The organism is Streptomyces sp. NPDC037126, assembly GCF_055605965.1.
The window spans coordinates 453924-476637 of the sequence record NZ_JBVJTD010000001.1 but is presented as its reverse complement, the minus strand read 5'-3'; the positions used below and the strand labels follow the sequence as shown (position 1 = coordinate 476637).

Below are 22714 nucleotides of genomic sequence, written 5' to 3'. Positions count from 1 at the left end.
AATGGCCAGACAGGCCCTAGGAGCCGCTCTTGAGCTGGGCCGCCGACGGCACCTGGTCCTTGACCGGGGCACCGGCGCTCGCGCCCGCGCCCTTGACCTTGTTGATGACGTCGTCGAAGGAGCCGGCCGCGTTCGCGTCACCGCTGCGCAGCTTGGCGGGCAGGCCCTTCAGGCTCTCGATGCCGGAGCTCAGCGGGGCGAGCGCCTTCGACAGCAGCGGGTCGCCCTTGGCGTTCTTCTCCGCCGCCTTGAGCCGGTTGTAGGTGAAGGCACCGGCGAGGCCCGCCTTCAGCAGGGCCGTCTTGCGGCCGTGCGCGCCCTTCTTGAACGTGCCCGCCTTCAGGGGCTTCACGATCCACTGGTAGGTGGCACCGGCCGCGAGACCGGCGTTCGCCACGAAGCGGGTCTTGGCGAACTTCTGCTTCTCGGCGGACGTGGTCGGGCTGGGCTTGGCGGCCGTCGCCGCCTGCACCGCCGCCGTGTCCTTCGTACTGGTGGTCGTCGAGTCGCCGCTTCCGCAGGCGGTGGAACCGGCCAGCAGGGCGCAGCACAGGGTGAGCGCCACGCCAAGGCGTCGTATCGGTACGGGCACGAGTTCCCTCCGGACGTGTCTCCCCGAGCGGTTGGCTTCCTCGGGCAGCCTCACCCGGTGCGGGCGGCTGCGCCACTCGGGGGACGCCGTTCGGGTTTCAGCGTGCGCGGTCCGGCAATCCGGAGAGTATGTCCCCTCGATATCGCAACAATGCGAATCAGGCCGGGACGGTCATCGCGGTCGTCGCCGACATCATGGCGCTGATCCTCGGCCTGTGGATCCTCATGTATCTGCTGGACGCGAACCGAGCCAACAGCCTGGTCCAGTTCGTGCACGACGCCGCCGCCTGGCTGGCCGGCTGGTCCCACGACCTCTTCACGTTCCACGAGGCCTGGGCCCGGGTGGTCGCCGGCTACGGTCTGGCAGCCGTGGTCTACCTCTTCATCGGCCACGCCATCGCCAACCGCGTCCACCGGCACTGACCCGGCGGGCCCCCGGCTGGTGCCGTGCCGGGCGTCGCGAGCCGGTGAACCTTTCCGGTCGCAGCACTAGCGGCAGCAGTCGGGGGCCAGGCCGGCCGGCAGGTGGTCGCCGCCGAAGACCGCGCAGGTGGCCTCGTGACCACCGAGCGCGGCCACGGCGAGCAGCAGCGAACCCGCGGTCCACGTGGTGAGTTCGCGCGGCCAGACCGCCTGGTCGTCGAAGACGTAGCCCGTCCAGTACAGGCCGGACTCCGGCTCCCGCAGGTGCTGGATGGACTGGAGTATCTCCAGGGCCCGATCCGACTCGCCGACCGCCCACAGGGCGAGCGCGAGTTCGCTGGACTCGCCGCCGGTCACCCACGGGTTGGGCACGACACAGCGCACACCGAGTCCCGGGACGACGAACCGGTCCCAGGACTCCGCTATGCGCGCCTCGGCCTCGGCCCCGGCCAGGGCGCCGCCGAGGACCGGGTAGTACCAGTCCATCGAGTAGCGGTCCTTGTCCAGGAAGCGCTCGGGGTGCCGGCGGATCGCGTGGCGCAGCGCGCCCACCGCCAACTCCCAGTCGGGCTGCGTCTCTTCGCGCTGCTCGGCGATGGCGAGCGCACAGCGCAGCGCCTGGTGCACGGAGGAGCTGCCGGTGAGCAGGGCGTCGGACGCGGGCGTGCCGTCGTCGTCGCGTCGCCAGCCGATCTGGCCGCCGGGCTGCTGGAGGCGCAGCACCCACTCCATGGCCGCGTGGACGCACGGCCACATGCGGTCCAGGAACGTGTCGTCGCCGGTGGAGAGGTAGTGGTGCCAGACGCCGACGGCTATGTACGCCACGAAGTTCGACTCGCGTCCGCGGTCGGTGACCTCGTCGTGGGCTCCGTCGGCGTAGGCCGCGAACCAGGAGCCGTCCTCGTTCTGGTGCCGGGCGAGCCAGAGGTAGGCCCGCTCGGCGGCCTCGTGCTCGCCGGCCGCGTCCAGGGCCATGGCCGCCTCGGTGTGGTCCCACGGGTCGAGGTGGTGGCCCCGGAACCACGGGATCGCGCCGTCCTCCCGCTGCACGGCGAGGATGCCGCGGACGGTCGCGGCGGCCTGCTCGGCGGTGAGGACCCCGGGCAGGACGAGGTGTTCTGTCCGGGGGGTGGTCACTTGGCGGCCGCCTCGGAGGTCTCGGGGAGACGGGGCAGGTGGGGCTTGGTCGCGTAGACGACGAAGCTCTTGCCGATGACCGGGTTCAGCGCCTGCTCGGCGACCCTGGTCGCGAGGGGCTTCTTCATGATGTCCCAGACCAGCAGCTTGTGGTACGCCCGCACCGGCAGCGCCTTGTCGTTGTCGACGCCGAAGGCGCACTTCAGCCACCAGTACGGCGAGTGCAGGGCGTGCGCGTGGTGGCTGCCGTACGGCTTCAGGCCGGCCTCGCGGATCTTCGCCACCAGCTCGTCGGCCTTGTAGATGCGGATGTGGCCGCCCTCGACCTCGTGGTAGGCGTCGGACAGCGCCCAGCAGACCTTCTCGGGCCCGTAGCGCGGCACCGTGACGGCGATCCGCCCGCCCGGCCTGAGCACGCGGACCATCTCGGCGAGGACGCCCTTGTCGTCGGGGATGTGCTCCATCACCTCGGAGATGATGACGACGTCGAAGGACTCGTCGGGGAACGGCAGCGCGAGCGCGTCGCCCTCCATGGCGGTGGCGGTCGCGCCCTCGGGGGCCTCCCCTGCCTCCTTCATCGCCGCGAACCACTTGGCGACCTCGCGGATCTCCTCGGCGTTCTGGTCGAGGGCCACGACCTGCGCCCCGCGCCGGTAGCACTCGAAGGCGTGCCGCCCCGCCCCGCAGCCGAGGTCCAGGACTCGGTCGCCGGGGGCGAGCGGGAACCGGGAGAAGTCGACGGTCAGCACGTGGCCCTGCTTTCGGTGTAGACGCCGGTGTCACTCGTCGAGGCCGCGGACGCGACGCTCGCAGGGGCCGCGGTACGGCCGGGGTTCTGGGGCGCGGGGGCGCCGGCGCCCGCGGGGAGGCCGGTGGCCGCGGCGGAGCGGGCGATGGCCTCGCGGTAGCGGGCCACCGTGCCCTCCGCGGCGCGGGCCCAGGTGAACTTCTGCAGCACCCGCTCGCGCCCGGCGCGGCCGAGCCGTGCCCGCAGCTCCGGGTCCCCGAGCAGCCGGCCGAGCCCCGCGGCCAGCGCGCCCGCGTCGCCGGGCGGCACGGCCAGGCAGGTCTCGCCGTCGCGGCCGGCGACCTCGGGGATCGCGCCCCCGGTGGTGGCGACCAGCGGGGTGCCGGTGGCCATGGCCTCAGCGGCGGGCAGCGAGAAACCCTCGTACAGCGAGGGCACGCAGGCGACCTCGGCCGAGCGGGTCAGGTCGACCAGCTCGGCGTCGGAGATGCCCTTGACGAACTCGACGGCGCCGCCGAGGCCGTAGCGCTCGATCGCCTGGGCGACCGGGCCCTCCTGCGGGCGCTTGCCGACGACGACGAGGTGGGCGTGCGGGTGCTCGGTGCGCACCTTGGCGAGCGCCTCGACCAGGAAGACCAGGCCCTTGAGGGGCACGTCGGCGCTGGAGGTGGTGACGATCCGGCCGGGCACCTCGGGGACGCCGGGATTCGGCGAGAAGAGGTCGGTGTCGGCGCCGATGTGGACCACGTGGATGCTGTCGTCCCGGACGCCGAGGTGGTCCACGATCTCCTGCCGGGAGGTGCCGGAGACGGTGAGGACCGAGGGCAGGCGGCGGGCGACGCGCTTCTGCATGCGGGTGAAGGCGTACCAGCGGCGCACCGAGTAGCGGCGCTTGCGGCTGTCGGCCGCGTCCAGCTCCAGCTGCCGGTCGACGGTGATGGGGTGGTGGATGGTGGTGACCAGGGGCGCGCCGATGTCGCCCAGCAGGCCGTAGCCGAGGGTCTGGTTGTCGTGGACGACGTCGAACTCGCCGCGCCGGGCCCGCAGCAGGCGGCGGGCGCGCAGGGAGAAGGTCAGCGGCTCGGGGAAGCCGCCGGTCCACATGGTCGCCACTTCCAGGGCGTCGATCCAGTCCCGGTACTCGCCGCGCCCGGGGGTGCGGAAGGGGTCGGGCTGGCGGTAGAGGTCGAGGCTGGGCAGCTCGGTCAGGGTGAGACCGGGGTGGCCCTCGTCGAGGACGGGGTAGGGCTGGGAGCCGATGACCTCCACCCGGTGGCCGAGGCGGGCGAGCTCACGCGAGAGATGCCGTACGTAGACGCCCTGCCCGCCGCAGAACGGGTTCCCTTTATAGGTGAGGAGTGCGATGTCGAGCGGTCGCTCGCCGTCGGCGGCGGAGTGCTCCCGGGCACCCGCTTCCCGGGCCTCAGCGGTCACTCTGTGCCCCCTTCTGCCTGCACTGTCCCGCGAGACTACGACGGGACGGTAATCTAGAACAAGTTTCAGACTTGATCGTTCAAGAGGCTCTGAATCTACCGGCAGGTAGGGGCGCTGTGAGCAGTGGATCAGGTGATTCGCGCCACGGCGCGCAGCCCTGTCATGCTGTTTGATCACGTGCCCTACAGACGCCCTCACCGATTGTCACGGAGCGGGACCCATGCCAGCGGAAGCCAGTACGTCGCGTCCGTCCCCCACTCTCGGCTCCGCTCGAGCGGGGGGACCCCCACCGCCGCCCCTCACCGAGCGGCAGGAGGCCCGTCGCCGCCGGATCCTGCGCGCGAGCGCGCAGCTGGCCAGCCGGGGCGGTTTCGACGCGGTGCAGATGCGCGAGGTCGCCGAGTCGTCCCAGGTGGCCCTCGGCACGCTGTACCGCTACTTCCCGTCCAAGGTGCATCTGCTGGTCGCCACCATGCAGGACCAGCTGGAGCACATGCACGGCACGCTGCGGAAGAAGCCGCCGTCCGGTGACACGGCGGCCGAACGGGTGGCGGAGACCCTGATGCGGGCCTTCCGCGCCCTGCAGCGCGAGCCGCACCTGGCCGACGCGATGGTCCGCGCGCTGACCTTCGCCGACCGCAGCGTCTCCCCCGAGGCGGACCAGGTCTCCCGCCAGACCACGGCGATCATCCTGGACGCGGTGGGTCTCGAACACCCCACCCCCGAGCAGCTCTCCGCGGTCCGCGTCATCGAGCACACCTGGCACTCGGCCCTCATCACCTGGCTCTCCGGCCGGGCCTCCATCGCGCAGGTGAAGATAGACATAGAAACGGTCTGCCGCCTCATCGACCTGACGGAGCCGGGGCCTTCGGCCTGAGGCCCGGGAAGGCCGGGGATGAGACCGAACGACCGGATGCGCGCCCTCTCGGGCGGCGCGCCGCCGCCGGTCCGGCCGGGAGTGTGGCCCGCGGCTCCGGTAGGGCTACTCCTCGGGTGGGAACACCGGTTCGCCGGTGCCCGCGAGGGTGATCGTGATCGCTTCCACCGGGCAGTTCTCGGCTGCCGCGAGGACGTGTTCGCTCGCGTCGGTGTCCGGTTCGACGGGCCGGGACTGGCGGGCGGAGTCGAGGCGGAAGCCGTCCGGGGCCCGGTGGAGGCACTGGGCCGAGCCGATGCACACGGACCGGTCGACCTCGACGTGCCAGCGGTCGCCCATGGGCTACGCCCCCGCCGGGAGGTGGATCATCTTGTGCTCGAGGAACTCGCCGTAGCCCTCGGGTCCGAACTCCCGCCCCAGGCCCGAGTTCTTGTAGCCGCCGAACGGACCCAGCATGTCCAGGCTGAAGGTGTTGACGGAGTAGGTTCCGGTGCGGACCTGCCGGGCGACCTCGACGCCGCGTTCCGTGTCGGCCGTCCACACGCTGCCCGAGAGGCCGTACTCGGAGTCGTTCGCGATCTTCACGGCCTCGCTCTCGTCGCCGTACGGCAGAAGGCAGATGACCGGCCCGAAGATCTCCTCGCGGGCGATCCGCATGGAGTTGTCGACGTCGCCGAAGAGGGTCGGTTCGACGTACCAGCCGCGCTCCAGGGCCGCCGGACGGCCGCCGCCGGTGAGGATCTTGGCGCCCTCCTCCTGGCCGATGCGGATGTAGTCGAGGCTGCGCTGCCGCTGGCGCCGCGCGACCAGCGGGCCGACCTGGGTGGCGGGGTCCAGCGGGTCGCCGACCTTCAGGGCGCCCGCGGCCTGGGCGAAGGCGTCGGCGAACTCGTCGTAGCGGGCGCGCGGGACGAGGATGCGGGTCTGGGCCACGCACGCCTGGCCGTTGTTCATCCAGGCCGCCGGGACGATCCCGGCCACCGCGGCCGCGAGGTCCGCGTCCGGGAGCACGACCGCCGCCGACTTGCCGCCCAGTTCCAGGGTGACCCGGGTGAGGTTGCGGGCGGCGACCTCCATCACGCGCCGGCCGGCCGCGACCGACCCGGTGAAGGACACCTTGTCGACGCCGGGGTGGCCGACCAGGTACTCGCTGACCTCGCGGTCCGCCGGGAGGATGGAGAGGACGCCCTCGGGCATACCGGCCTCGCGGGCGATCTCGCCGAGGAGATAGGCGTCCAGCGGGGACTCCGGGGACGGCTTGAGGACGACCGCGCAGCCGGTCAGCAGCGCGGGCGCGAGCTTGGCGGCGGCGACGAACTGCGGCACGTTCCACGGCACCACGGCGGCCACCACGCCGACCGGCTCACGGCGCACGAGGATCGGGCCGAGGACGCCGTCCCGGCGCTCTTCGTGCACGAAGTCCCGCGCCACCCGGATCGCCGAGTCCCACACCATCATCGCGCCGAGCGCCTGCGCGAGGACGCTCCAGGAGTAGGGGGAGCCGTTCTCGGCGGAGATCACCCGGGCGATCTCCTCGTGCCGGGCGGCGATACCGTCCTTGATGCGGGTGACCACCTCGATCCGCTCCGCCAGGGACGCGCGCGGCCAGGGGCCCGCGTCGAAGGCGCGGCGCGCGGCGGCCACGGCCCGGTCCACGTCCGCCCGGGAGGCGTGCGGCACCCGTCCGATGACCTCCTCGGTGTGCGGCGAGATCACCTCGATGACGTCCTCGCCCGACGGGTCGGTCAACTCCCCGCCGATGAACAGCTGTCCGTGTTCCACGAGCTCGGTCATGGCCGACTGCCTCCCGCCGCACCGCATCTGACGCTGTTTCAGAACTGATACCAGTTCTAGTTACGGGGGGCAATGGGCGATGCCGTTCAGGGCCGCACCGGCGGGTTCACCGCTGGTACGGCCCTGGTCGCGGAGTGTCGACGGCCGCGGTCGTGGAACTCCCGGCGGCCTCAGTCGCAGAACTGGTTGTAGGCCGCGTTGTAGCCCTGCGTGTAGCCCTGGACGTAGCCGCGCGCCCACGGAGAATCGTGGCCTCTCGCGTAGCCGGCTCCGTAGCCTTGGCGAATGCAGTCCGTGCGCGCGTCGGCGAAGCCGTCGCGGAAGCCCTGCCGGAAGCCCAGCCGGAAGTCGTTCTGCCCCGGGAGGACCGAGGCGGAACTCACCTGCGCCGCGGGAGAGGACGCGAACGCCGGCTGAACGCCCAGCGGCATGAGGGCGACACCCGTCGCCACCAGGACAGAGCTGAGGGCGGCGGCCCTCTTGATGGTCCTTCGCCGCATGAGATCTCCCCAGATATGCTTATATGGGATATTTCCACCCTAATGGCCCATTAGTCTGACGCAAATCGTGGGCGGACGGCCCGCCCGGCCACCTCGCGCAGACGGATCTGACGTCTCATCAGTTCTGGCTATAGTGGGCAAAGGTCGCGGGGACGGCGGGCGGAGGGGTGGTCAGATGGCGCGGACGTTCGATCACGGCGGGGGCGTGCGGTCGGTTCAGGTGCCGATACCGGACAATCCCCTCGGGCACACGCTGGTGTACGTGGTGGACACCGACCGGGGCCCGGTGCTCGTCGACACCGGCTGGGACGATCCGGCCTCCTGGGACACGCTGGTGGCGGGGCTCGCAGCCTGCGGTACGGCGGTCCGGGAGCTGTACGGGGTGGTCGTCACCCACCACCACCCCGACCACCACGGGCTCTCCGGCCAGGTCCGCGAGGCGTCCGGGGCGTGGGTGGCGATGCACGCGGCCGACGCGGCGATCGTGCGGCGGGCGCGGGAGACGCGGCCCGAGCGGTGGTACGGGTACATGGCCGCCAAACTCAGCGCGGCCGGTGCGCCCGAGGACCACGTCGCTCCGCTGCGGGCCGCCCGGAGCCGGCGCGGGGTGCCCGGCCTCTCCCCCGCCCTGCCGGACCGCGAGATCGTCCCCGGCGAACTGCTCGACCTGCCCGGCCGCCGGCTGCGCGCCGTCTGGACCCCGGGCCACACGCCCGGCCACGTCTGCCTGCACCTGGAGGAGGAGCATCCGGGGCGGCTGCCGGGCCGGGGGCGGCTGTTCAGCGGCGACCACCTGCTGCCGGAGATCACCCCGCACATCGGTCTGTACGAGGACCCCGACGACGCGACCGTGACCGATCCCCTCGGCGACTACCTGGACTCCCTGGAGCGGGTGGGCCGCCTCACGCCCGCCGAGGTCCTCCCGGCCCACCAGCACGCCTTCACCGACGCGCCCGCCCGGGTGGGGCAGTTGCTCGCGCACCACGAGGAGCGGCTCGCCGGGCTCCTCGCCCTGCTCGCCGAGCCGCTCACGCCCTGGCAGCTCGCGGAGCGGATGGAGTGGAACCGCCCCTGGGCCGACATCCCCTACGGCTCGCGCACCATCGCGGTGTCGGAGGCCGAGTCCCACCTGCGCCGACTGGTGAAACAGGGTCGCGCCGAGCCGATACCGGGAACCGACCCGGTGGTGTACGCGGCGGTGTGAGAGGGGCCGCGGTGGGACCGGTCGCGTCGTGGTGGGCCGCTCGCCGTGGGCCGCTCGCGGTCGGAACGCCCGTCACGGGACCGGGTCGGCGGTAACTGGCCGCTGGTCTCTCGGATGTTGCACCTCCCGTCGGCGGTCCCACCCCCCGGGCCGGGGTCAGTTGAGGGTTGCGAGGAAGGCGTGTTCCGCCGCGGTGAGGGGTGGTCCGGCGAGCGGCGGCAGGGCGGGTCCCGCCAGGGCGGCGAGGAGCGCGCCCGGCCGCATCAGCCGGTCCGGTCCGGTGCGCAGGCTGGTGACGTCCCACAGGGCGGACGCCGCCGTGTAGGAACCGGTGGCCGCCCTCGTCAGGCGCCTGGAGTAGTTCGCGGCGATGCGGTCGGCGGCGGTCGGGCTGCCGCCCACCACCCCGGGGTACAGCACGTCCGTGCTGACGGCCATGGTCCAGGCCGCCTCCACGTACCGGGCCGCCGCGCCCTGGACGCGGCGGGCCAGCCCGGGCGCGTCGACGCCGCTGTCCCGCAGCGCCTCGGCGAGGGCCAGGGCACCGAGCGCGGCCACGGACATGCCCTGGCCGTAGAGCGGGTTGAACGTGGCCACGGCGTCGCCGAGCGCGACGAAGCCTTCGGGCCAGAGGGGGGCCCGCTCCAGGTAGCGGCGGGAGTTGCTGGTGCTGCGGCTGGTGAAGACCGGGGTGAGCGGCTCGGCGTCGGCGATGAGCCGGCCCACCAGGGGGCTCGGCAGGCCGAGGGCGTAGCGCAGGAAGGCGTCGGGGTCGCTCGGGGGTTCGCTGCCGCGCATCCCGCCGAGGCTGACCATCCACTGGTCGTCCTCGATGGGGACGATCATGCCGCTGCGTCCGGGCCGGCCGCTGAAGGGGTCGGCCTGCACCAGCGTCAGCGGCCAGTCCCGCGCGCCGGGCGGAGTGCGGTACACCCGGGTGGCGTTGGCGAGGCCGCTGTCGACGTTCTTCTCCCGGATGCCGCGGACGCCGAGGGCGTCGAGCCAGGGCACGACCCGGGTCCCGCGGCCGCCGGCGTCCACCACCCAGTCGGCGTCCAGCTCGTCCGCCCGGCCGTCGCGGTCGAGAAGCACGCCGTCGACCCGGCGGCCGCTGCCGCGCAGTCCGGTCACCCGGGCCCGGCGGACCTCCACGTTGGGGTGGCTGTCCAGGACCGCCCTGCGCACCACCCAGTCCAGCAGCGGCCGGCTGGAGGTGATGGTGACGTACTCGTGGTGCCGCCAGCGCCGGAACCAGCCCGCGGGGGTGAGCGCCACCATGCCGGAGCTGAGCGCCAGTTCCCTGGCCCCCGCCGCCAGCAGGTGCTTGCGCACCTCCGCCTGGGGCAGGAGCCTCTCCATCGCCTCCAGGCCGCCGGGCATCAGCAGATGGGCGTGGCGGGCCTGGGGCAGGCCCTTGCGGTGCCCGGGCGCGTCGGGCAGTTCGTCGCGGTCGAGCACGACCACGTGGTCCACGGCCGGCGACAACGCCGCGGCGGCGAGCAGGCCGGCCTGTCCGGCGCCTATGACAACGGCTCTGTGCGACATCACGGTTCTCTTCCTTCAGCTCTGGGTGGCTCTGGCCGCGTCTTCGCGAGCTGCCCTGACGACGGGTGACCCGGCCAGCGCCCGGGCCAGCTGGACCAGTTCGCCGGTGTCCGAGAAGACGGCGGTGTGCAGGCGGGAGGTGCCGGCCGGTTCCGGGCTCTCGGGCTGCTGCGGCCGGCGGGCCTGGTGCGCGGCGTCGACGACCATGGCGGCGGCCGCGATGATGTGGGCCTCGCCGGGCGGGCTGCCCTGCGTCCGGGCCTGGCGGTACGCCGTCTCGCGCACCCGGCCGTCGCAGCGGGACTGGAGGGCGAGCAGGGCGTCGAGGATGCGGATCTCGCGGTAGTACAGCCGGCCGCGCGGCAGTTGCCAGCGCGGGGGCGCCGGTTTGGGCGCGGTCGGCACGCTGCGCAGTTCCGCCCAGAGCGGGGCCAGCTCCCGGTAGTCCCAGATGCTCCGCCACTGGGCCTGGGCCGCGGGCAGCAGCCGGGGCAGCACGAAGCCCGCGCTGCAGACGAGGGCGCCCAGGGCGGAGGCGGGCGGGGCGAGGTCGGTGGACAGGTGGTCGAGGTCGTGCGCCGTCCAGCGGGCGGCGACCGCCGTGATCTTGGCGCACTCGAAGCCGATCACGTCGACCACCAGTCCCGCCATGATGAGGCGCAGGCCGACCCTGAGAATGCCGGTCACCTCCCGCGACCATCGCAGACACACCCAGCACGTGATCACCACACAGGCCCCGTGCCCCAGCAGATAGAGCACGATCATCTCGCGCATGTACGGCGTGTTCGCGTAGTACGTGTCGAGGTCCCGCAGCCGTTCAACCGGGGCGCACGCCAGGGCGAACAGCGTGATGATGGCGGCGATCAGCAGGCTGTACACGGTGGCGACCCGCACCACCCAGCGCCGGACCTGGTCGGCGGGCCCCCCGCGCCAGTTGATCAGCAGGATCAGCAGGGAGGCGCTGTACGCGGAGATGACGCTGTAGGTCATCGGGGCGCCGAAGTTGGGGGTCCGGGTGAGCGTGTTCACCGCGGACAGGGTGACGGGGGCCGAGCAGAAGAAGCACAGTCCGCCGAGGAAGATCGAGACACAGGTGGAGGCGGTCAGCGGGTCCCGCAGGGCGACGCGCGGCCTGCGGAAGAGGAGCAGGGCGGTCACGGCGAACAGGCTTGCCGCCGAGTACACGACGAGACTCATGGGTCGACGGCTCCGTTCAGCACATGGCCAGGACAGGCTCGCCGGTGCTGTCGGCGAGGACGTCGGCGATGCGCAGGAGCGCCGGGAGGTCGGGGCGTCCCGGGAACGCCCCGTGCGCCCCGGCGGCCACGGGCCCGGTGCCGGGCTCGCGCACGGCCCGGGTCGCGGCGGCTATCGCGGCGGCCCACGCGGCGGCCTCCGCCCCGCGCGGATCGCCCGTCGTGCGCAGGCGGTCGGTGTACGTCCGGCGGTACAGGCCCTCGTCGAAGTACCGCTCCAGATAGCGCAGGCCGTTGTAGATGGAGCTCTGCCGCCAGGTCAGCCGGCGGGCGGGCGAGGGCCAGAAGGGGCGCGGGACGCGCAGGTACTCGCGGGTGAGGAGTTCGGTCAGTTCCTGCTCCAGCGGGCCCAGCCGCGCGTACTGCCGCCAGTAGCGGGCGCGGGTCGCCAGATAGGGGCCGACCAGCGGGATCACGATGCCGACGACGGTCAGCGCCGCGCTCAGCCCGGCGCAGGCCGGCGAGAACGTCGTACCGATGGCGGACCAGTCGGACCCGCACCAGCGGGCGGCGACGGCGACGAGCTTCGAGACGCTGTACCCCCCGCTGACCATGGTGCCGAGTCCCATGGTCACCAGGCCGGCGCGCAGGGAGCCGTGCAGGTGCCGGGCCCAGGACAGGGACCGGCAGGCGGTGACGAGCACGGCCGTCAGGTGCGCGACGAGGTACAGCACGATCATCTCGGCGATGTACGGCGTGGTGGCGTAGTAGGTGTCGAAGTCCCGCCGGCGCTCCACCGGCGCGTCGCCGAGGGTGAACAGGACGGCGACGCAGCCGAGGACGGCCGTGTAGCCGAGGGTCCAGCACCGTATGGCGCGGGCCGTGCCGGGTCCGCCGCGCCAGCCGAGGACGAGCACGAGGGACGCGGCGCCGTAGGCGGTGATCGCCGCGTACGTCAGCGGGGCGGCCAGGTTGGGCACGCCGCTGACGCCGTTGATGAACCCGATCGTGTGGGGCGCGCCGAACAGGAAGCACAGCGAGGCGAAGGCCAGCACGCTGCTGAGGGCCAGCAGGAAGGGGTCGCGCCACCGGCGCAGAAGATCGGGCGCCTTGGCCAGCAGCCCCAGCCACAGCAGGCCGCAGCTGGCGTAGTTGATCAGGTCACTCACCTCTCGGCCCCGCGGTAGTTGAGGGCCGCCCCGATGCGCCCCGCGAGGTCGTCGGTGCCGGAGGTGTGCGCCGCGTAGACGGAATCGGGGGATGCTTTCAGCCAGGGGCGCAGCCGGTCGCCGATCAGCATGCCGAACAGATCGGCCCGTTGTTCCGCGGCCTCCAGGAACCGGGTGCGCGCCGCGGTCGGCCGGGCGCCGTCACCGCCGGCCGGCGTGCGGCCGTCGGCGTGTGCGGCCAGGTGGGACGGGTCGTCGTCGGCCATGTGCCACAGCTCGTGCCCGAGGATCACCAGCTTCATCCAGGGTGGGGCGTCCGCCTCGATGACGATGTCGTCGCGGGTGCCGCGCTCGATCCAGAGGCCGGTGGCGGAGGAGTGCGGCGGGAAGTTGGCCAGGTGGACGACGATGGGGCGGCCACGCCAGCGGGAGGCGGAGTCGACCAGCGCGGAGAGGAGGTCGCCGGGGTCGGCGGGGATCGGCACCCTGAGGGGGTCGGTGAGCGCGTTGGCGAACCGGCGCATCTTCCTGGTTGTACGCACCATTCCCCCGGGGGCTGCAAGCGGTCACGTCTGATCGCAATATGCCAAGTCCCCGCCGCTCGGGCCACCTTGCTCCGGGGCGTGTGCGCGGAACGAAAGGGACGTACCGCGGAAACGGGGTACCGAGGGGGCCGTGGGGTGGCCAAAACACATGCCCTCCGCGGTGCCGTCAGCTGCCGGCGGGCTCCGAGGAGATGATCATTTCGGCCAGGTCGGCGAGGGTGGCGAGCTGGCGTGCGTTCATCTGCGGGGCGCGGGCGGCGAGCCGTACCAGTCCGCTCTCGCGCAGCCGCAGCAGCGGGTCGGTCTGGGCCTGCAGGCTCTGCGCCACCGGCCGCAACGCCTCGTACAGCGCCTCGGGTTCGTCGGCGGTGAAGAAGCCCGCGGGCAGGCCGAAGTGCCGGCGCAGCCGGTCGGTGTGCTCCAGGCCCGGCATGCCGCTCTTGCGCCACTCGCTCAGCCACTGCCGGCTGGTTCCGGCGATTCTGGCCAGCTCGTCCAGCGAGTACCGCTTGCCGTCGGGTCTGCGGCGGGTCTCGCGGATGAAGTCCAGTCGCTGACGCACCCGTTGGGCCAGGCATGCCTCCGGTGCGCGGCCGCCGCCGAGCAGGTCGACAACGATGCCGACCGGGATGCCGGTGCGGTGCGAGAGGTCGGCCACGTCCAGGGCCTCCGGCAGCCGTCCGGGCCGGCCGGTCAACTCGCCCAGCCGGACGAGCAGCTCGGCCAGCGAGGTGTGGGCGTCACTCACCGAGGTCCCCCCCCTGGGCGTGTCGTCCTGATCGGTGACTGGACGGACGCGAGGCTACCCGGTCCCCCGGACGCCGACCAGACGTGGCAACACCTCCTGCCCAAATAGGCAGCAATCGTTGACAGTCGACAGTGCGGTGGGTGAGGATCGCGGCACAGAGAGCAAGCCGACCGCCCCGGGTGCCGGCTACGGGGGAGCGGCATCCGGGGCGCCCCCCGTCCGCGTTCTCCCGGAAGGTCCAGGCCCCGATGCCGCAGCCCGTGCTCCTGCTCGGCGTCGAACGCAGGGCGTCGTACGGGCGGTTCGCGCTGGCCCGGATCGCCGCGGCCCGCCCGGTGCTGTTCGTCGGCACCGCACCGCCCCGCTGGGCGCATCCCTTCCTGGCCGGCCATCTCGCGGCCGACCCCGACCGGGAGGCGGAGACGGCCGAGGCGGTGGCGCGGTACGCGGCCCGGCACGGCGTCGGCGGCGTGCTCACCTGGTCCGCCCGGCAGCTGCCGGCCGCCGCACGGATCGCCGGCCGGCTGGGGTTACCGGGCCCGCCGTACGGGACGGCCGCGGCCTGCGCCGACCCGGCGGCGCTGGCGGACCTGCTACTGCGGCACAAGGTGCCGCCGGCGGGGCCGGAGGACCTGGCGGCACCGCTGGTGTCCGCCGAGACGGTCGTCCTGGACGACGAGGTCCGCATCGCCGCGCTCACCCGTACGGACCCGGGCCCGCCGCCCGCCCAGCAGGCCCTGCGGCACTCGGTCCACGCCCACGACGGGCTGCTGCACAACCCGTTCCTGCGCCAGACCGTCCGGCGGACCGTGCGTGCCCTGGGCCTGAGCCACACCGTCGCCCACATCGGTCTGCGCCTCACCGAGCGCGGCCCCCGTGTCGCCGGTGTCGCCCCGCACCTGCCCGGCGACCTCGTCCCGCTGCTCGTGGAGCGGGCCACCGGCGTCGACCTCGCGCGGGCCGCGGCCGACCTGGCCTGTGGCGCGCCCGCGGACGTCACACCGACCCGGCAGCGGGCGGCCGCCGTCCAGTTCGCCTATCCGGCGGCGAGCGGCCGGGTCGCCCGGCTGGACGTGCACCCCGCCGCCGCACAGGAGCCCGCCCTGGAGCGCCTGGTCCTCACCCGGCGGGCGGGCGACCTGGTGACGGCGGCCCCGTACGCGGGCGTCGCCGACCGGCTGGCGCACTGGCTGGTGACGGGCGAGGACGCCACGGAGTGCGGGCAGGCGCTCGACCGCCTGACGCGGTGCCTGACCGTCGCCGTCACACCACCACCGGCCCGGGCTGCCTGACAACTCGGCTCGTGGGGGCGGAAGTTCGGTCAAAAGTGCATTCCATACACTTGTGCACCGCGCGTCCGTGCCCCTCCAGACGCCGCGCCCGGAGCGGCCCGGGCCCCTGGAGGTCCGTCCACGAAGGAGTTCCTCCCGATGCCCGACACGACCAGGGAACCGGCGGACGGCCGGCGGACGGTGCCGGAGGGTGCGGAGGCGGACGTCCTGTACCGGTTCCTCACCGCCGACCCCGCGGAGCGGGAGCGTCTGGCGCCGCGCGTGGTCGCCGCCGTGGGCCGGGAGCGGCTCGACGAGGTCGTGAACGCGACGCTCGGCCGCGTCGGCGAGGTCACCGGTGTGCGCGACAGCCCCGAGGGACTGGTCATCGAGGGCACCGAGGGGCGGGCTCTCGCCTTCGCCGCCACCCGGGACGGCCGTGAACTCGGCGGGCTCCTGATCGCTCCGGGCACGCACCGGCCGCCGCGGGTGCGGATTCCCGTCGGCGTCCGGTCGGCGCTCGCGTGGACCGTGCTGGCCGTTCTGTTCGCCCTACGGATCCACGCCTGCTGGGACGCCCCGTCCCGGCTCGCGTGGCTCGGCCGGCTGCTGGTCGTCGCGGCCGGTTACCTGTTCCTGGCGGGCTGGCGCGCCACCACCGCGGAGCCCAGGTGGGTGCGCGGTCCGCTGGGGGCCGGCGCGTTCGTGGCCCTCGCCTCCGCCTGGCGCCTGCCCGGCCTGCCCACGTCGGGGGGCGCCGCCGGCGACCTGGTGGTGGGCGCGCTGCTGACCGCCGGGCTCGGTGTGCTCCTGGTGCGGGCACGGCGCCACCGCTGGGGCGTGCCCGTGTCGCGGCCCCTCGTGTTCCCGCTGCGGGGCGGCAGTTGGTTCATCGTCCAGGGCGGCGGACGCAGCCTGAACCACCACGTGCCCTTCCCCGAACAGCGCGGCGCCCTGGACGTGATCCAGGTCGGCCCCGGCGGCAGCCGGCGGCGCGCCCGGACCAAGGACGTGTCCGGCAGGAACGAGAGCTACCTCATCCACGGACAGCCGTTGTACGCCCCCTGCGACGGCACGGTCGTCTCCGCCGCCGACCACATCGCCGACCAGGACCCCCGCACCGTCCGCTACCAGCCGGTCTACGGCAACCACGTGTGGATCGACACCGGCTCCGAGATCGTCAAGCTGGCCCATCTGCGCCCCGGCACCGTGACCGTGGCCAAGGGCGACCGGGTGCGTGCCGGTCAGGTGCTCGGCGAGGTGGGCAACTCCGGCAACAGCACCGAGCCCCACCTCCACATCCACGCCGAACGCGACGGGCTCGGCCTCGACCTGGAGTTCCAGGGCGTCCAGGGTCCGCTGCACAGGGGCCGGATCGTCCGCACGTAGGCGCAGCGCACGCGTGACCCGCGTCACCGTCCCGCTGTGTGCACGGCCACCCCTCGGGCCGCGCCGGGCTGCCGGTAAAGTGGCGGAGTCGTCATCACACCCGTACGGGGGGAAGCCGGTGCAATTCCGGCGCTGACCCGCAACCGTGAACCGTCCCCCGGGCGGTGAGCCGGACTGCCCCGGACGGTAAGTTGACCGGCTCGCGTGCCCGGCCGCCGGCCGCGCACGGCACCGTCGAGGTATACGGAGCCGAGCCGCCCGTGGTCCTCCCGCGCGCTGCCCGGCCCCCCTGCAGGGAGAGGCAGTCGCCGACCATGAACGTCCGCCGCAGTGCCGCGGCTCTCGCCGCCATAGGCGTGGTGGCCGCAGCCGCGCCCGCCACGGCCGCCGAACCGTCCCCGTCGGCCTCCCCGAAGGTGACGCTGCCGGCCGGGCTGTACGGCAAGTCCGACCCGACCTACGACGGCGTGTGGCGCCAGTCGCTGACCCTGGTCGCCCAGCGGACCCTCGGTTACCGCCCGGCCGCGCAGGCCGTGGACTGGCTCACCGGCCAGCAGTGCGCGAACGGCTCCTTCGCCGCCTTCCGCGCGGAGCCGGCCAAGGCCTGCGACGCCAAGACCATGGTGGACACCAACAGCACCGCCGCCGCCGTCCAGGCCCTGCGGGCGGTCGGCGGACACGCCGGCACCGTCGGCAAGGCGGTCGGCTGGCTGAAGTCCGTGCAGAACAAGGACGGCGGCTGGGGCTACTCCCCCGGCAGCCCCAGCGACACCAACTCCACCTCCGTCGTGATCGGCGCGCTGACGGCCGCCGGCACGGACCCGGCGGGGCTGCGCAAGTCCGGCAAGTCCCCCTACGACCTGCTGTCCACCTGGTCCATACCCTGCGACCAGGACGGCGGCGGCGCCCTCGCCTACCAGCCGGACAAGAAGGGCAAGCTGGTCGCCAACGCGGACGCCACGGCGGCCGGTGTGCTGGGCGCGCTCGGCAAGGGCTTCGTGGCCGAGGCAGGCAAGTCCCCCGCGAAGGACGCCTGCGCCAAGGCGGGCCACCCGGCCCCGGCCCAGGTGGCGGACAACGCCGGCGCCTACCTGGCGGCGGCCGTCGCCAAGAGCGGCCACCTCCAGTCCGCGCTGCCCGGCGCCAAGGACCAGCCCGACTTCGGCAACACGGCGGACACGGTCGTCGCGCTCGCCGCGGACGGCCGGACCGAGCCGGCGAAGAAGGCGTACGCCTGGCTGGAGAAGAACGCCACCCAGTGGGCGACCCAGAGCGGCCCGGCCGCCTACGCCCAGCTGATCCTCGCCGCGCACGCGATCGGCGCGCAGCCGGGCGACTTCGGCGGCACCAGCCTGGTCCGCTCCCTCAACGACCTCGGCCCGGCCCCGCACATGGACGCCACCGCCGAGCACAAGGCCAAGGCGTCCGACGGCGACTCGGGCACCGCGGTCTGGTGGATCGTCGGCGTGGGCCTCGTCGCGGGCATCGGCGTCGGCTTCCTGCTCAGCGGCCGCAAGAAGCGCCGGCCGTGACCGCCGTCCGCCGTGCGGTTCCGCTGCTCGTGGCCGCGCTCGCCCTGGCGCTCTGCGCCGGGCCGGCGCGGGCCACCGGCTACCGCTACTGGTCGTTCTGGGAGCGTTCCGGCGGCCACTGGACGTACGCCACCCAGGGCCCGTCGAGCGTCCAGCCCGACGACGGCTCCGTGGAGGGCTTCCGCTTCGCGGTGAGCGCCGACTCCTCGGACGCGACCCGGCCGCGCGGCACGGCGGACTTCGGCACGATCTGCGCGGGCACGCCCGCCAGGTCCGGTACGAAGCGGGTGGCCCTGGTCCTCGACTTCGGCACGCCCGCGGACGCGCCGTCCGGCGAGACCCCGCCCGCGCCGCGCACGGCCTGCGCGAGGGTCGGTACGGACGCGACGTCGGCGGACGCCGTGGCCGCCGTGGCCAAGCCCCTGCGCTACGACACCAACGCCCTGCTGTGCGCGATCGCCGGGTATCCGCACAAGGGCTGCGGGGAGCAGGTCTCGGCCGGGGGCGGGAGCAGTGCGGCCCCGGCGAAGTCCGGCTCCCACGGCGGGCCTTCGCTGGGCCTGCCGATCGGCGCGGGAGTCGTCGCCCTCCTGGCGGGAGCGGCGGTGTGGCAGGCCCGGCGGCGCCGCGATGCGTGAGGGCGCACCGTCCGCGCCCGGCCGCGGGGTTCCCGGCGCCGCCCCGGTGCGCCACCGGTACCGGGCCCGGGTGCACCCGGGCGCCTGGTGGATCTGGGCGATCTCCCTCGGGACCGCGGCCACCCGCACCACCAACCCCCTGCTGCTCGCGCTCCTCATAGCCGCGTCGGCCTACGTCGTGGCCACCCACCGCTCCTCGGCCCCCTGGTCCCGCTCCTACACCGCGTTCGCCAGGCTCGCCTTCGCCGTGCTCCTCATCCGCCTGTTCTTCGCGGTGGCACTCGGCTCCCCCATCCCCGGCACCCACGTCCTGCTCACCCTCCCCGAAGTCCCGCTCCCGCACTGGGCGCAGGGCATCAGGCTGGGCGGCGCGGTCACCGCCGAAGCCCTCGTCTTCGCCGCGTACGACGGCCTGAAACTGGCCACCCTGCTGATCTGCGTCGGCGCGGCGAACGCCCTCGCCAGCCCGTCGCGGCTGCTGAAGTCCCTGCCCGGCGCCCTGTACGAGACGGGCGTGGCCGTGGTCGTCGCCCTCACCTTCGCCCCCCACCTCATCGCCGACGTCCAGCGCCTGCGCGCCGCCCGCCGGCTGCGCGGCCGCCCGGACCGGGGCGTAGGGGGCCTGCTCCAGGTCGGACTGCCGGTCCTGGAGGGCGCGTTGGAGCGTTCGGTCGCGCTGGCCGCCGCGATGGAGGCCCGCGGTTACGGCCGCGGCGCCGAGGTGCCCGCCCGGGTCCGCCGTACGACGGCCGCGCTCACGCTCGGCGGCCTGCTCGGCGTGTGCGCGGGCACGTACGGGCTGCTCACCGCGGAGGGCGGGACGTACGGCGTGCCGCTGCTGCTCGCCGGGGTCGCCGCCGCGCTCGCCGGGCTGCGGCTGGGCGGGCGCCGTTCGCTGCGCACCCGGTACCGGCCCGACCCGTGGGACCTGCGCGCCTGGCTGGTCACGGGCTCGGGGGTCGCGGTGGCCGCGCTGCTGACGCTCGCCGCGGCCCGTGATCCGGAGGCGCTGCACCCGGGGGTCGTCCCGCTGGTCGCCCCCACCCTGCCGCTGTGGCCGGCCGCGGCCGTCCTGCTGGCGCTGCTGCCCGCGTTCGTCGTACCCGAGGAGCCGTCGTGATCCGCTTCGAGCATGTCAGCGTGACGTACGACGGCGCGGCCGGGCCGTCCGTCCGCGGCGTCGACTTCGAGGTGCCCGAGGGCGAACTGGTGCTGCTCGTCGGGCCGTCCGGGGTCGGCAAGTCGACCGTGCTGGGCGCGGTCAGCGGGCTGGTCCCGCACTTCACGGGCGGCACGCTCGGGGGCCGTGTCACGGTGGCCGGCCGCGACACCCGCACCCACAAGCCGCGCGAACTCGCCGACGTGGTCGGCACGGTGGGACAGGATCCGCTGGCCCACTTCGTGACCGACACCGTGGAGGACGAACTCGCCTACGGCATGGAGTCGTTGGGTCTCGCCCCGGAGGTGATGCGGCGCCGGGTGGAGGAGACGCTGGACCTGCTGGGCCTGGCCGGGCTGCGGGACCGGCCGATCGGCACGCTGTCCGGCGGGCAGCGGCAGCGGGTCGCGATCGGCTCGGTCCTCACCCCGCACCCGCAGGTGCTCGTCCTCGACGAGCCGACCTCGGCGCTGGACCCGGCCGCGGCGGAGGAGGTGCTGGCCGTGCTCCAGCGGCTGGTGCACGACCTCGGCACGACGGTCCTGATGGCGGAGCACCGCCTGGAGCGCGTGGTCCAGTACGCCGACCGCGTCGTCCTGCTGCCGGCCCCCGGCGAACCCCCGGTCATCGGCACCCCGGCCGAGGTGATGGCCGTCTCCCCGGTCTACCCCCCGGTCGTGGCCCTGGGCCGCCTGGCCGGCTGGACCCCCCTCCCCCTCACCATAAGAAACGCCCGGCGCCAAGCAGCCCCACTGAGAGAACGCCTCACCGCGACCGGCGCCACCCCCACCACGCCCCCCCGCGCCGCCGCCACTGCGGGCAGCGACAACGCCTCCGCGGCAGCGGGCAGTCCTGCCGCTGGGGCGGCAGGGGTGGGCGACGGGGCACCCCGCGAGCGCGGGCCGGCGGAGCCCACCCCCGCCCAGCGACAGCACCCCGCACCCTCACAGCGGCGCCTGTTCCGCCGTCGCCCCCCGAAAGAGACCCCGCACACGCACATCGCCGAAACCACCTCCCTCTCCGTCCGCCGAGACCGCGTCGACGCCCTCCGCGAGGTCGGCCTCACCGTCACCCCCGGCGAGACCATCGCCCTCATGGGCCGCAACGGCGCCGGCAAGTCCACCCTCCTCGGCTCACTGGTCGGACTCGTCACCCCCACCTCCGGCACGGTGCACGTCGGCGGAGCCGCCCCGCACCGCACCCCGCCCCCCGACCTCGTCCGCAAGGTCGGCCTGGTCCCGCAGGAACCGCGGGACCTGCTGTACGCCGACACGGTCGAGGCCGAGTGCGCGGCGGCCGACCGTGACGCGGGCGCGGCACCCGGCACCTGCCGGGCGCTGGTGTCGGAGCTGCTGCCGGGGATCACCGACGGCACGCATCCGCGGGACCTGTCGGAGGGCCAGCGCCTGGCGCTCGCCCTGGCCGTCGTGCTGACCGCGCGCCCGCCCCTGCTCCTCCTCGACGAGCCGACGCGCGGCCTGGACTACGCGGCCAAGGCCCGCCTGGCGACCGTGCTGCGCGGCCTGGCCGCCGAGGGGCACGCGATCGTGCTGGCCACGCACGACGTGGAGCTGGCCGCCGAGATCGCGCACCGGGTGGTGCTGCTGGCCGAGGGGGAGGTGATCGCGGACGGCGCGACGGCGGACATCGTGGTGTCCTCCCCGTCCTTCGCCCCGCAGGTGACGAAGATCCTTGCCCCGCAGCGCTGGCTGACGGTGGCCGAGGTCAGGGAGGCCCTGGCGTGACCGCTTCCGCACGGGTGCGGGCCGTCCGCCTCGGCCCCCGCTCCGTCGCCGCCCTGGCCCTGGTCGGCGCGGTCGGGGTGGTCGCCTTCGGCTGGCCCTTCCTCGCCCCGCCCACCTCGCAGCTGAGCGCCCACGCCCAGGACGCGCCGTGGTTGTTCGCGGGCCTGCTGGTGCTGCTGGTGGCCGTCGTGGCCGCGACGATCTCCGAGTCGGACCTCGGCCCGAAGGCGGTGGCCATGCTGGGCGTGCTGGCCGCGACGGGTGCGGCGCTGCGCCCGATCGGCGCGGGCACGGCCGGCATCGAGCCGATGTTCTTCCTGATGGTGCTCAGCGGGCGGGTGCTCGGCCCGGGCTTCGGCTTCGCGCTGGGCTCGGTGACGATGTTCGCGTCCGCGCTGCTGACCGGTGGGGTCGGGCCGTGGCTGCCGTTCCAGATGCTGGCGATGGGCTGGTTCACGATGGGCGCGGGTCTGCTCCCGGGCCCGGTGCGCCTGCGCGGGAAGGCCGAGGTCCTGCTGCTGTCGGGCTACGGCTTCGTGGCGGCCCTCGCCTACGGCACGATCATGAACATGGCCGGCTGGCCCTTCCTGGGCGCCGCGGCCTCGGACATCTCCTTCCACCCGCACGCCTCCGTCCCCGCGAACCTGGCCCGTTTCGTCGCCTACTGCCTGGCCACGTCGCTCGGCTGGGACCTGGGCCGGGCGGTCTGCACGGTGGTGCTGACCGTGGCGCTGGGCCCGGCGGTGCTGCGGGCGCTGCGCCGGGCCACCCGGCGGGCCGCCTTCGAGACCGCGGTCACATTCGAGGACCCCGCCGCGTGACCGGCGGCACATCCGTCGGCACCGCTGTGTGAGTGCTCGTATCCGCCACGCGAGCGGGGCGGTGAAGCACCCCACATGACCCACATCACCTACGATGTGCGTTCGTAGAGCGACTTGTCCGATATGTCCGTCGTGGTACCCCCGCTGACCTGCGGTTTGCGACCCACGTCACAGAGAAGACGTATCCCCTCCATCCGGCCACAACTAGTAAAAGGGGTCATTGCGGACGGGTTTTGCGGCTGCTTATC

General features: G+C 73.9%; 22 protein-coding genes. 10 read left to right on the top strand and 12 right to left on the bottom strand.

The window, feature by feature from the left end; translation table 11 throughout:
- Positions 1-16 precede the first annotated feature (16 nt).
- Positions 17-592, bottom strand: a complete 576-nt coding sequence (locus tag ACZ7FF_RS02155) for a hypothetical protein (RefSeq protein WP_470808716.1) — start codon at positions 590-592, stop codon at positions 17-19.
- A gap of 128 nt (positions 593-720) precedes the next feature.
- On the opposite strand from ACZ7FF_RS02155, the gene ACZ7FF_RS02150 reads away from it, so the two are divergent.
- A complete protein-coding gene (locus ACZ7FF_RS02150) occupies positions 721-1014 on the top strand; it encodes a hypothetical protein (protein ID WP_470808715.1) in 294 nt (97 codons plus the stop codon).
- A 66-nt stretch (positions 1015-1080) separates the two neighbouring features.
- Here the strand turns inward: ACZ7FF_RS02150 and ACZ7FF_RS02145 are convergent, their stop codons facing one another.
- Genes ACZ7FF_RS02145 through ACZ7FF_RS02135 form a run of 3 tightly spaced genes read right to left on the bottom strand, consistent with a single transcriptional unit; the run spans position 1081 to position 4333 of the window.
- The gene (locus ACZ7FF_RS02145; protein ID WP_470808713.1) at positions 1081-2151 is read right to left on the bottom strand and encodes a prenyltransferase/squalene oxidase repeat-containing protein; all 1071 of its coding nucleotides are present in this window, start codon (positions 2149-2151) and stop codon (positions 1081-1083) included.
- A complete protein-coding gene (locus ACZ7FF_RS02140; RefSeq protein ID WP_470808712.1) occupies positions 2148-2900 on the bottom strand; it encodes a class I SAM-dependent methyltransferase in 753 nt (250 codons plus the stop codon). Before ACZ7FF_RS02140 ends, ACZ7FF_RS02145 begins: the two co-directional genes overlap by 4 nt.
- Positions 2894-4333 (bottom strand): glycosyltransferase family 4 protein, encoded by a 1440-nt coding sequence (locus tag ACZ7FF_RS02135; RefSeq protein ID WP_470808711.1) that lies wholly within the window; start codon positions 4331-4333, stop codon positions 2894-2896. The genes ACZ7FF_RS02140 and ACZ7FF_RS02135 overlap by 7 nt, the downstream gene beginning before the upstream one ends.
- 220 nt (positions 4334-4553) lie before the next feature.
- Between ACZ7FF_RS02135 and ACZ7FF_RS02130 the strand changes: the two genes are divergently transcribed.
- Entirely contained in the window at positions 4554-5210 is a 657-nt protein-coding gene (locus ACZ7FF_RS02130) for a TetR family transcriptional regulator (protein WP_470808710.1), read from the top strand.
- Positions 5211-5315: 105 nt separating this feature from the next.
- On the opposite strand, the gene ACZ7FF_RS02125 is transcribed toward ACZ7FF_RS02130, so the two are convergent.
- The 3 genes from ACZ7FF_RS02125 to ACZ7FF_RS02115 all read right to left on the bottom strand — a co-directional run bounded on the left by ACZ7FF_RS02125 (position 5316) and on the right by ACZ7FF_RS02115 (position 7504).
- Positions 5316-5549 carry a ferredoxin gene (locus ACZ7FF_RS02125; protein ID WP_470808708.1) on the bottom strand — a complete coding sequence of 78 codons (234 nt, stop codon included), beginning with the start codon at positions 5547-5549 and terminating at the stop codon, positions 5316-5318.
- 3 nt (positions 5550-5552) lie between these two features.
- Positions 5553-7004, bottom strand: a complete 1452-nt coding sequence (locus ACZ7FF_RS02120; RefSeq protein WP_470808707.1) for an aldehyde dehydrogenase — start codon at positions 7002-7004, stop codon at positions 5553-5555.
- A gap of 170 nt (positions 7005-7174) precedes the next feature.
- Positions 7175-7504: a hypothetical protein gene (locus tag ACZ7FF_RS02115; protein WP_470808705.1), complete on the bottom strand. Its 330-nt coding sequence runs from the start codon at positions 7502-7504 to the stop codon at positions 7175-7177.
- Between the two features lie 175 nt (positions 7505-7679).
- Here ACZ7FF_RS02115 and ACZ7FF_RS02110 point away from each other — a divergent pair, with 175 nt between their 5' ends.
- The gene (locus ACZ7FF_RS02110; RefSeq protein ID WP_470808704.1) at positions 7680-8708 is read left to right on the top strand and encodes an MBL fold metallo-hydrolase; all 1029 of its coding nucleotides are present in this window, start codon (positions 7680-7682) and stop codon (positions 8706-8708) included.
- A 156-nt stretch (positions 8709-8864) separates the two neighbouring features.
- Here ACZ7FF_RS02110 and ACZ7FF_RS02105 read toward each other — a convergent pair whose 3' ends face one another.
- From ACZ7FF_RS02105 to ACZ7FF_RS02085, 5 genes are all read right to left on the bottom strand, one after another.
- Positions 8865-10253, bottom strand: coding sequence for an NAD(P)/FAD-dependent oxidoreductase (locus tag ACZ7FF_RS02105; protein WP_470808703.1), 1389 nt, complete (start codon positions 10251-10253; stop codon positions 8865-8867).
- Between the two features lie 15 nt (positions 10254-10268).
- Positions 10269-11450, bottom strand: a complete 1182-nt coding sequence (locus ACZ7FF_RS02100; RefSeq protein ID WP_470808701.1) for an MAB_1171c family putative transporter — start codon at positions 11448-11450, stop codon at positions 10269-10271.
- 16 nt (positions 11451-11466) lie between these two features.
- On the bottom strand, positions 11467-12618 hold the full coding sequence (locus ACZ7FF_RS02095) for an MAB_1171c family putative transporter (RefSeq protein WP_470808700.1): 1152 nt from the start codon (positions 12616-12618) through the stop codon (positions 11467-11469).
- Positions 12615-13142 carry a toxin gene (locus ACZ7FF_RS02090; protein ID WP_470808698.1) on the bottom strand — a complete coding sequence of 176 codons (528 nt, stop codon included), beginning with the start codon at positions 13140-13142 and terminating at the stop codon, positions 12615-12617. The genes ACZ7FF_RS02095 and ACZ7FF_RS02090 overlap by 4 nt, the downstream gene beginning before the upstream one ends.
- A gap of 187 nt (positions 13143-13329) precedes the next feature.
- The gene (locus tag ACZ7FF_RS02085; protein ID WP_470808697.1) at positions 13330-13911 is read right to left on the bottom strand and encodes an XRE family transcriptional regulator; all 582 of its coding nucleotides are present in this window, start codon (positions 13909-13911) and stop codon (positions 13330-13332) included.
- Between the two features lie 248 nt (positions 13912-14159).
- Here ACZ7FF_RS02085 and ACZ7FF_RS02080 point away from each other — a divergent pair, with 248 nt between their 5' ends.
- The 7 genes from ACZ7FF_RS02080 (at position 14160) to ACZ7FF_RS02050 (ending at position 22466) form a co-directional block, all read left to right on the top strand.
- Positions 14160-15203: an ATP-grasp domain-containing protein gene (locus ACZ7FF_RS02080; protein WP_470808696.1), complete on the top strand. Its 1044-nt coding sequence runs from the start codon at positions 14160-14162 to the stop codon at positions 15201-15203.
- A gap of 138 nt (positions 15204-15341) precedes the next feature.
- Positions 15342-16571, top strand: coding sequence for a M23 family metallopeptidase (locus tag ACZ7FF_RS02075; protein WP_470808694.1), 1230 nt, complete (start codon positions 15342-15344; stop codon positions 16569-16571).
- A 314-nt stretch (positions 16572-16885) separates the two neighbouring features.
- The gene (locus tag ACZ7FF_RS02070) at positions 16886-18103 is read left to right on the top strand and encodes a prenyltransferase/squalene oxidase repeat-containing protein (RefSeq protein ID WP_470808693.1); all 1218 of its coding nucleotides are present in this window, start codon (positions 16886-16888) and stop codon (positions 18101-18103) included.
- A complete protein-coding gene (locus ACZ7FF_RS02065; RefSeq protein WP_470808690.1) occupies positions 18100-18741 on the top strand; it encodes an SCO2322 family protein in 642 nt (213 codons plus the stop codon). The genes ACZ7FF_RS02070 and ACZ7FF_RS02065 overlap by 4 nt, the downstream gene beginning before the upstream one ends.
- Positions 18734-19861: a CbiQ family ECF transporter T component gene (locus ACZ7FF_RS02060; protein WP_470808688.1), complete on the top strand. Its 1128-nt coding sequence runs from the start codon at positions 18734-18736 to the stop codon at positions 19859-19861. Before ACZ7FF_RS02065 ends, ACZ7FF_RS02060 begins: the two co-directional genes overlap by 8 nt.
- Positions 19858-21645, top strand: a complete 1788-nt coding sequence (locus ACZ7FF_RS02055; RefSeq protein WP_470808687.1) for an ABC transporter ATP-binding protein — start codon at positions 19858-19860, stop codon at positions 21643-21645. Before ACZ7FF_RS02060 ends, ACZ7FF_RS02055 begins: the two co-directional genes overlap by 4 nt.
- Positions 21642-22466, top strand: coding sequence for an ECF transporter S component (locus tag ACZ7FF_RS02050; protein ID WP_470808685.1), 825 nt, complete (start codon positions 21642-21644; stop codon positions 22464-22466). Before ACZ7FF_RS02055 ends, ACZ7FF_RS02050 begins: the two co-directional genes overlap by 4 nt.
- The last annotated feature ends 248 nt before the right edge of the window (positions 22467-22714 follow it).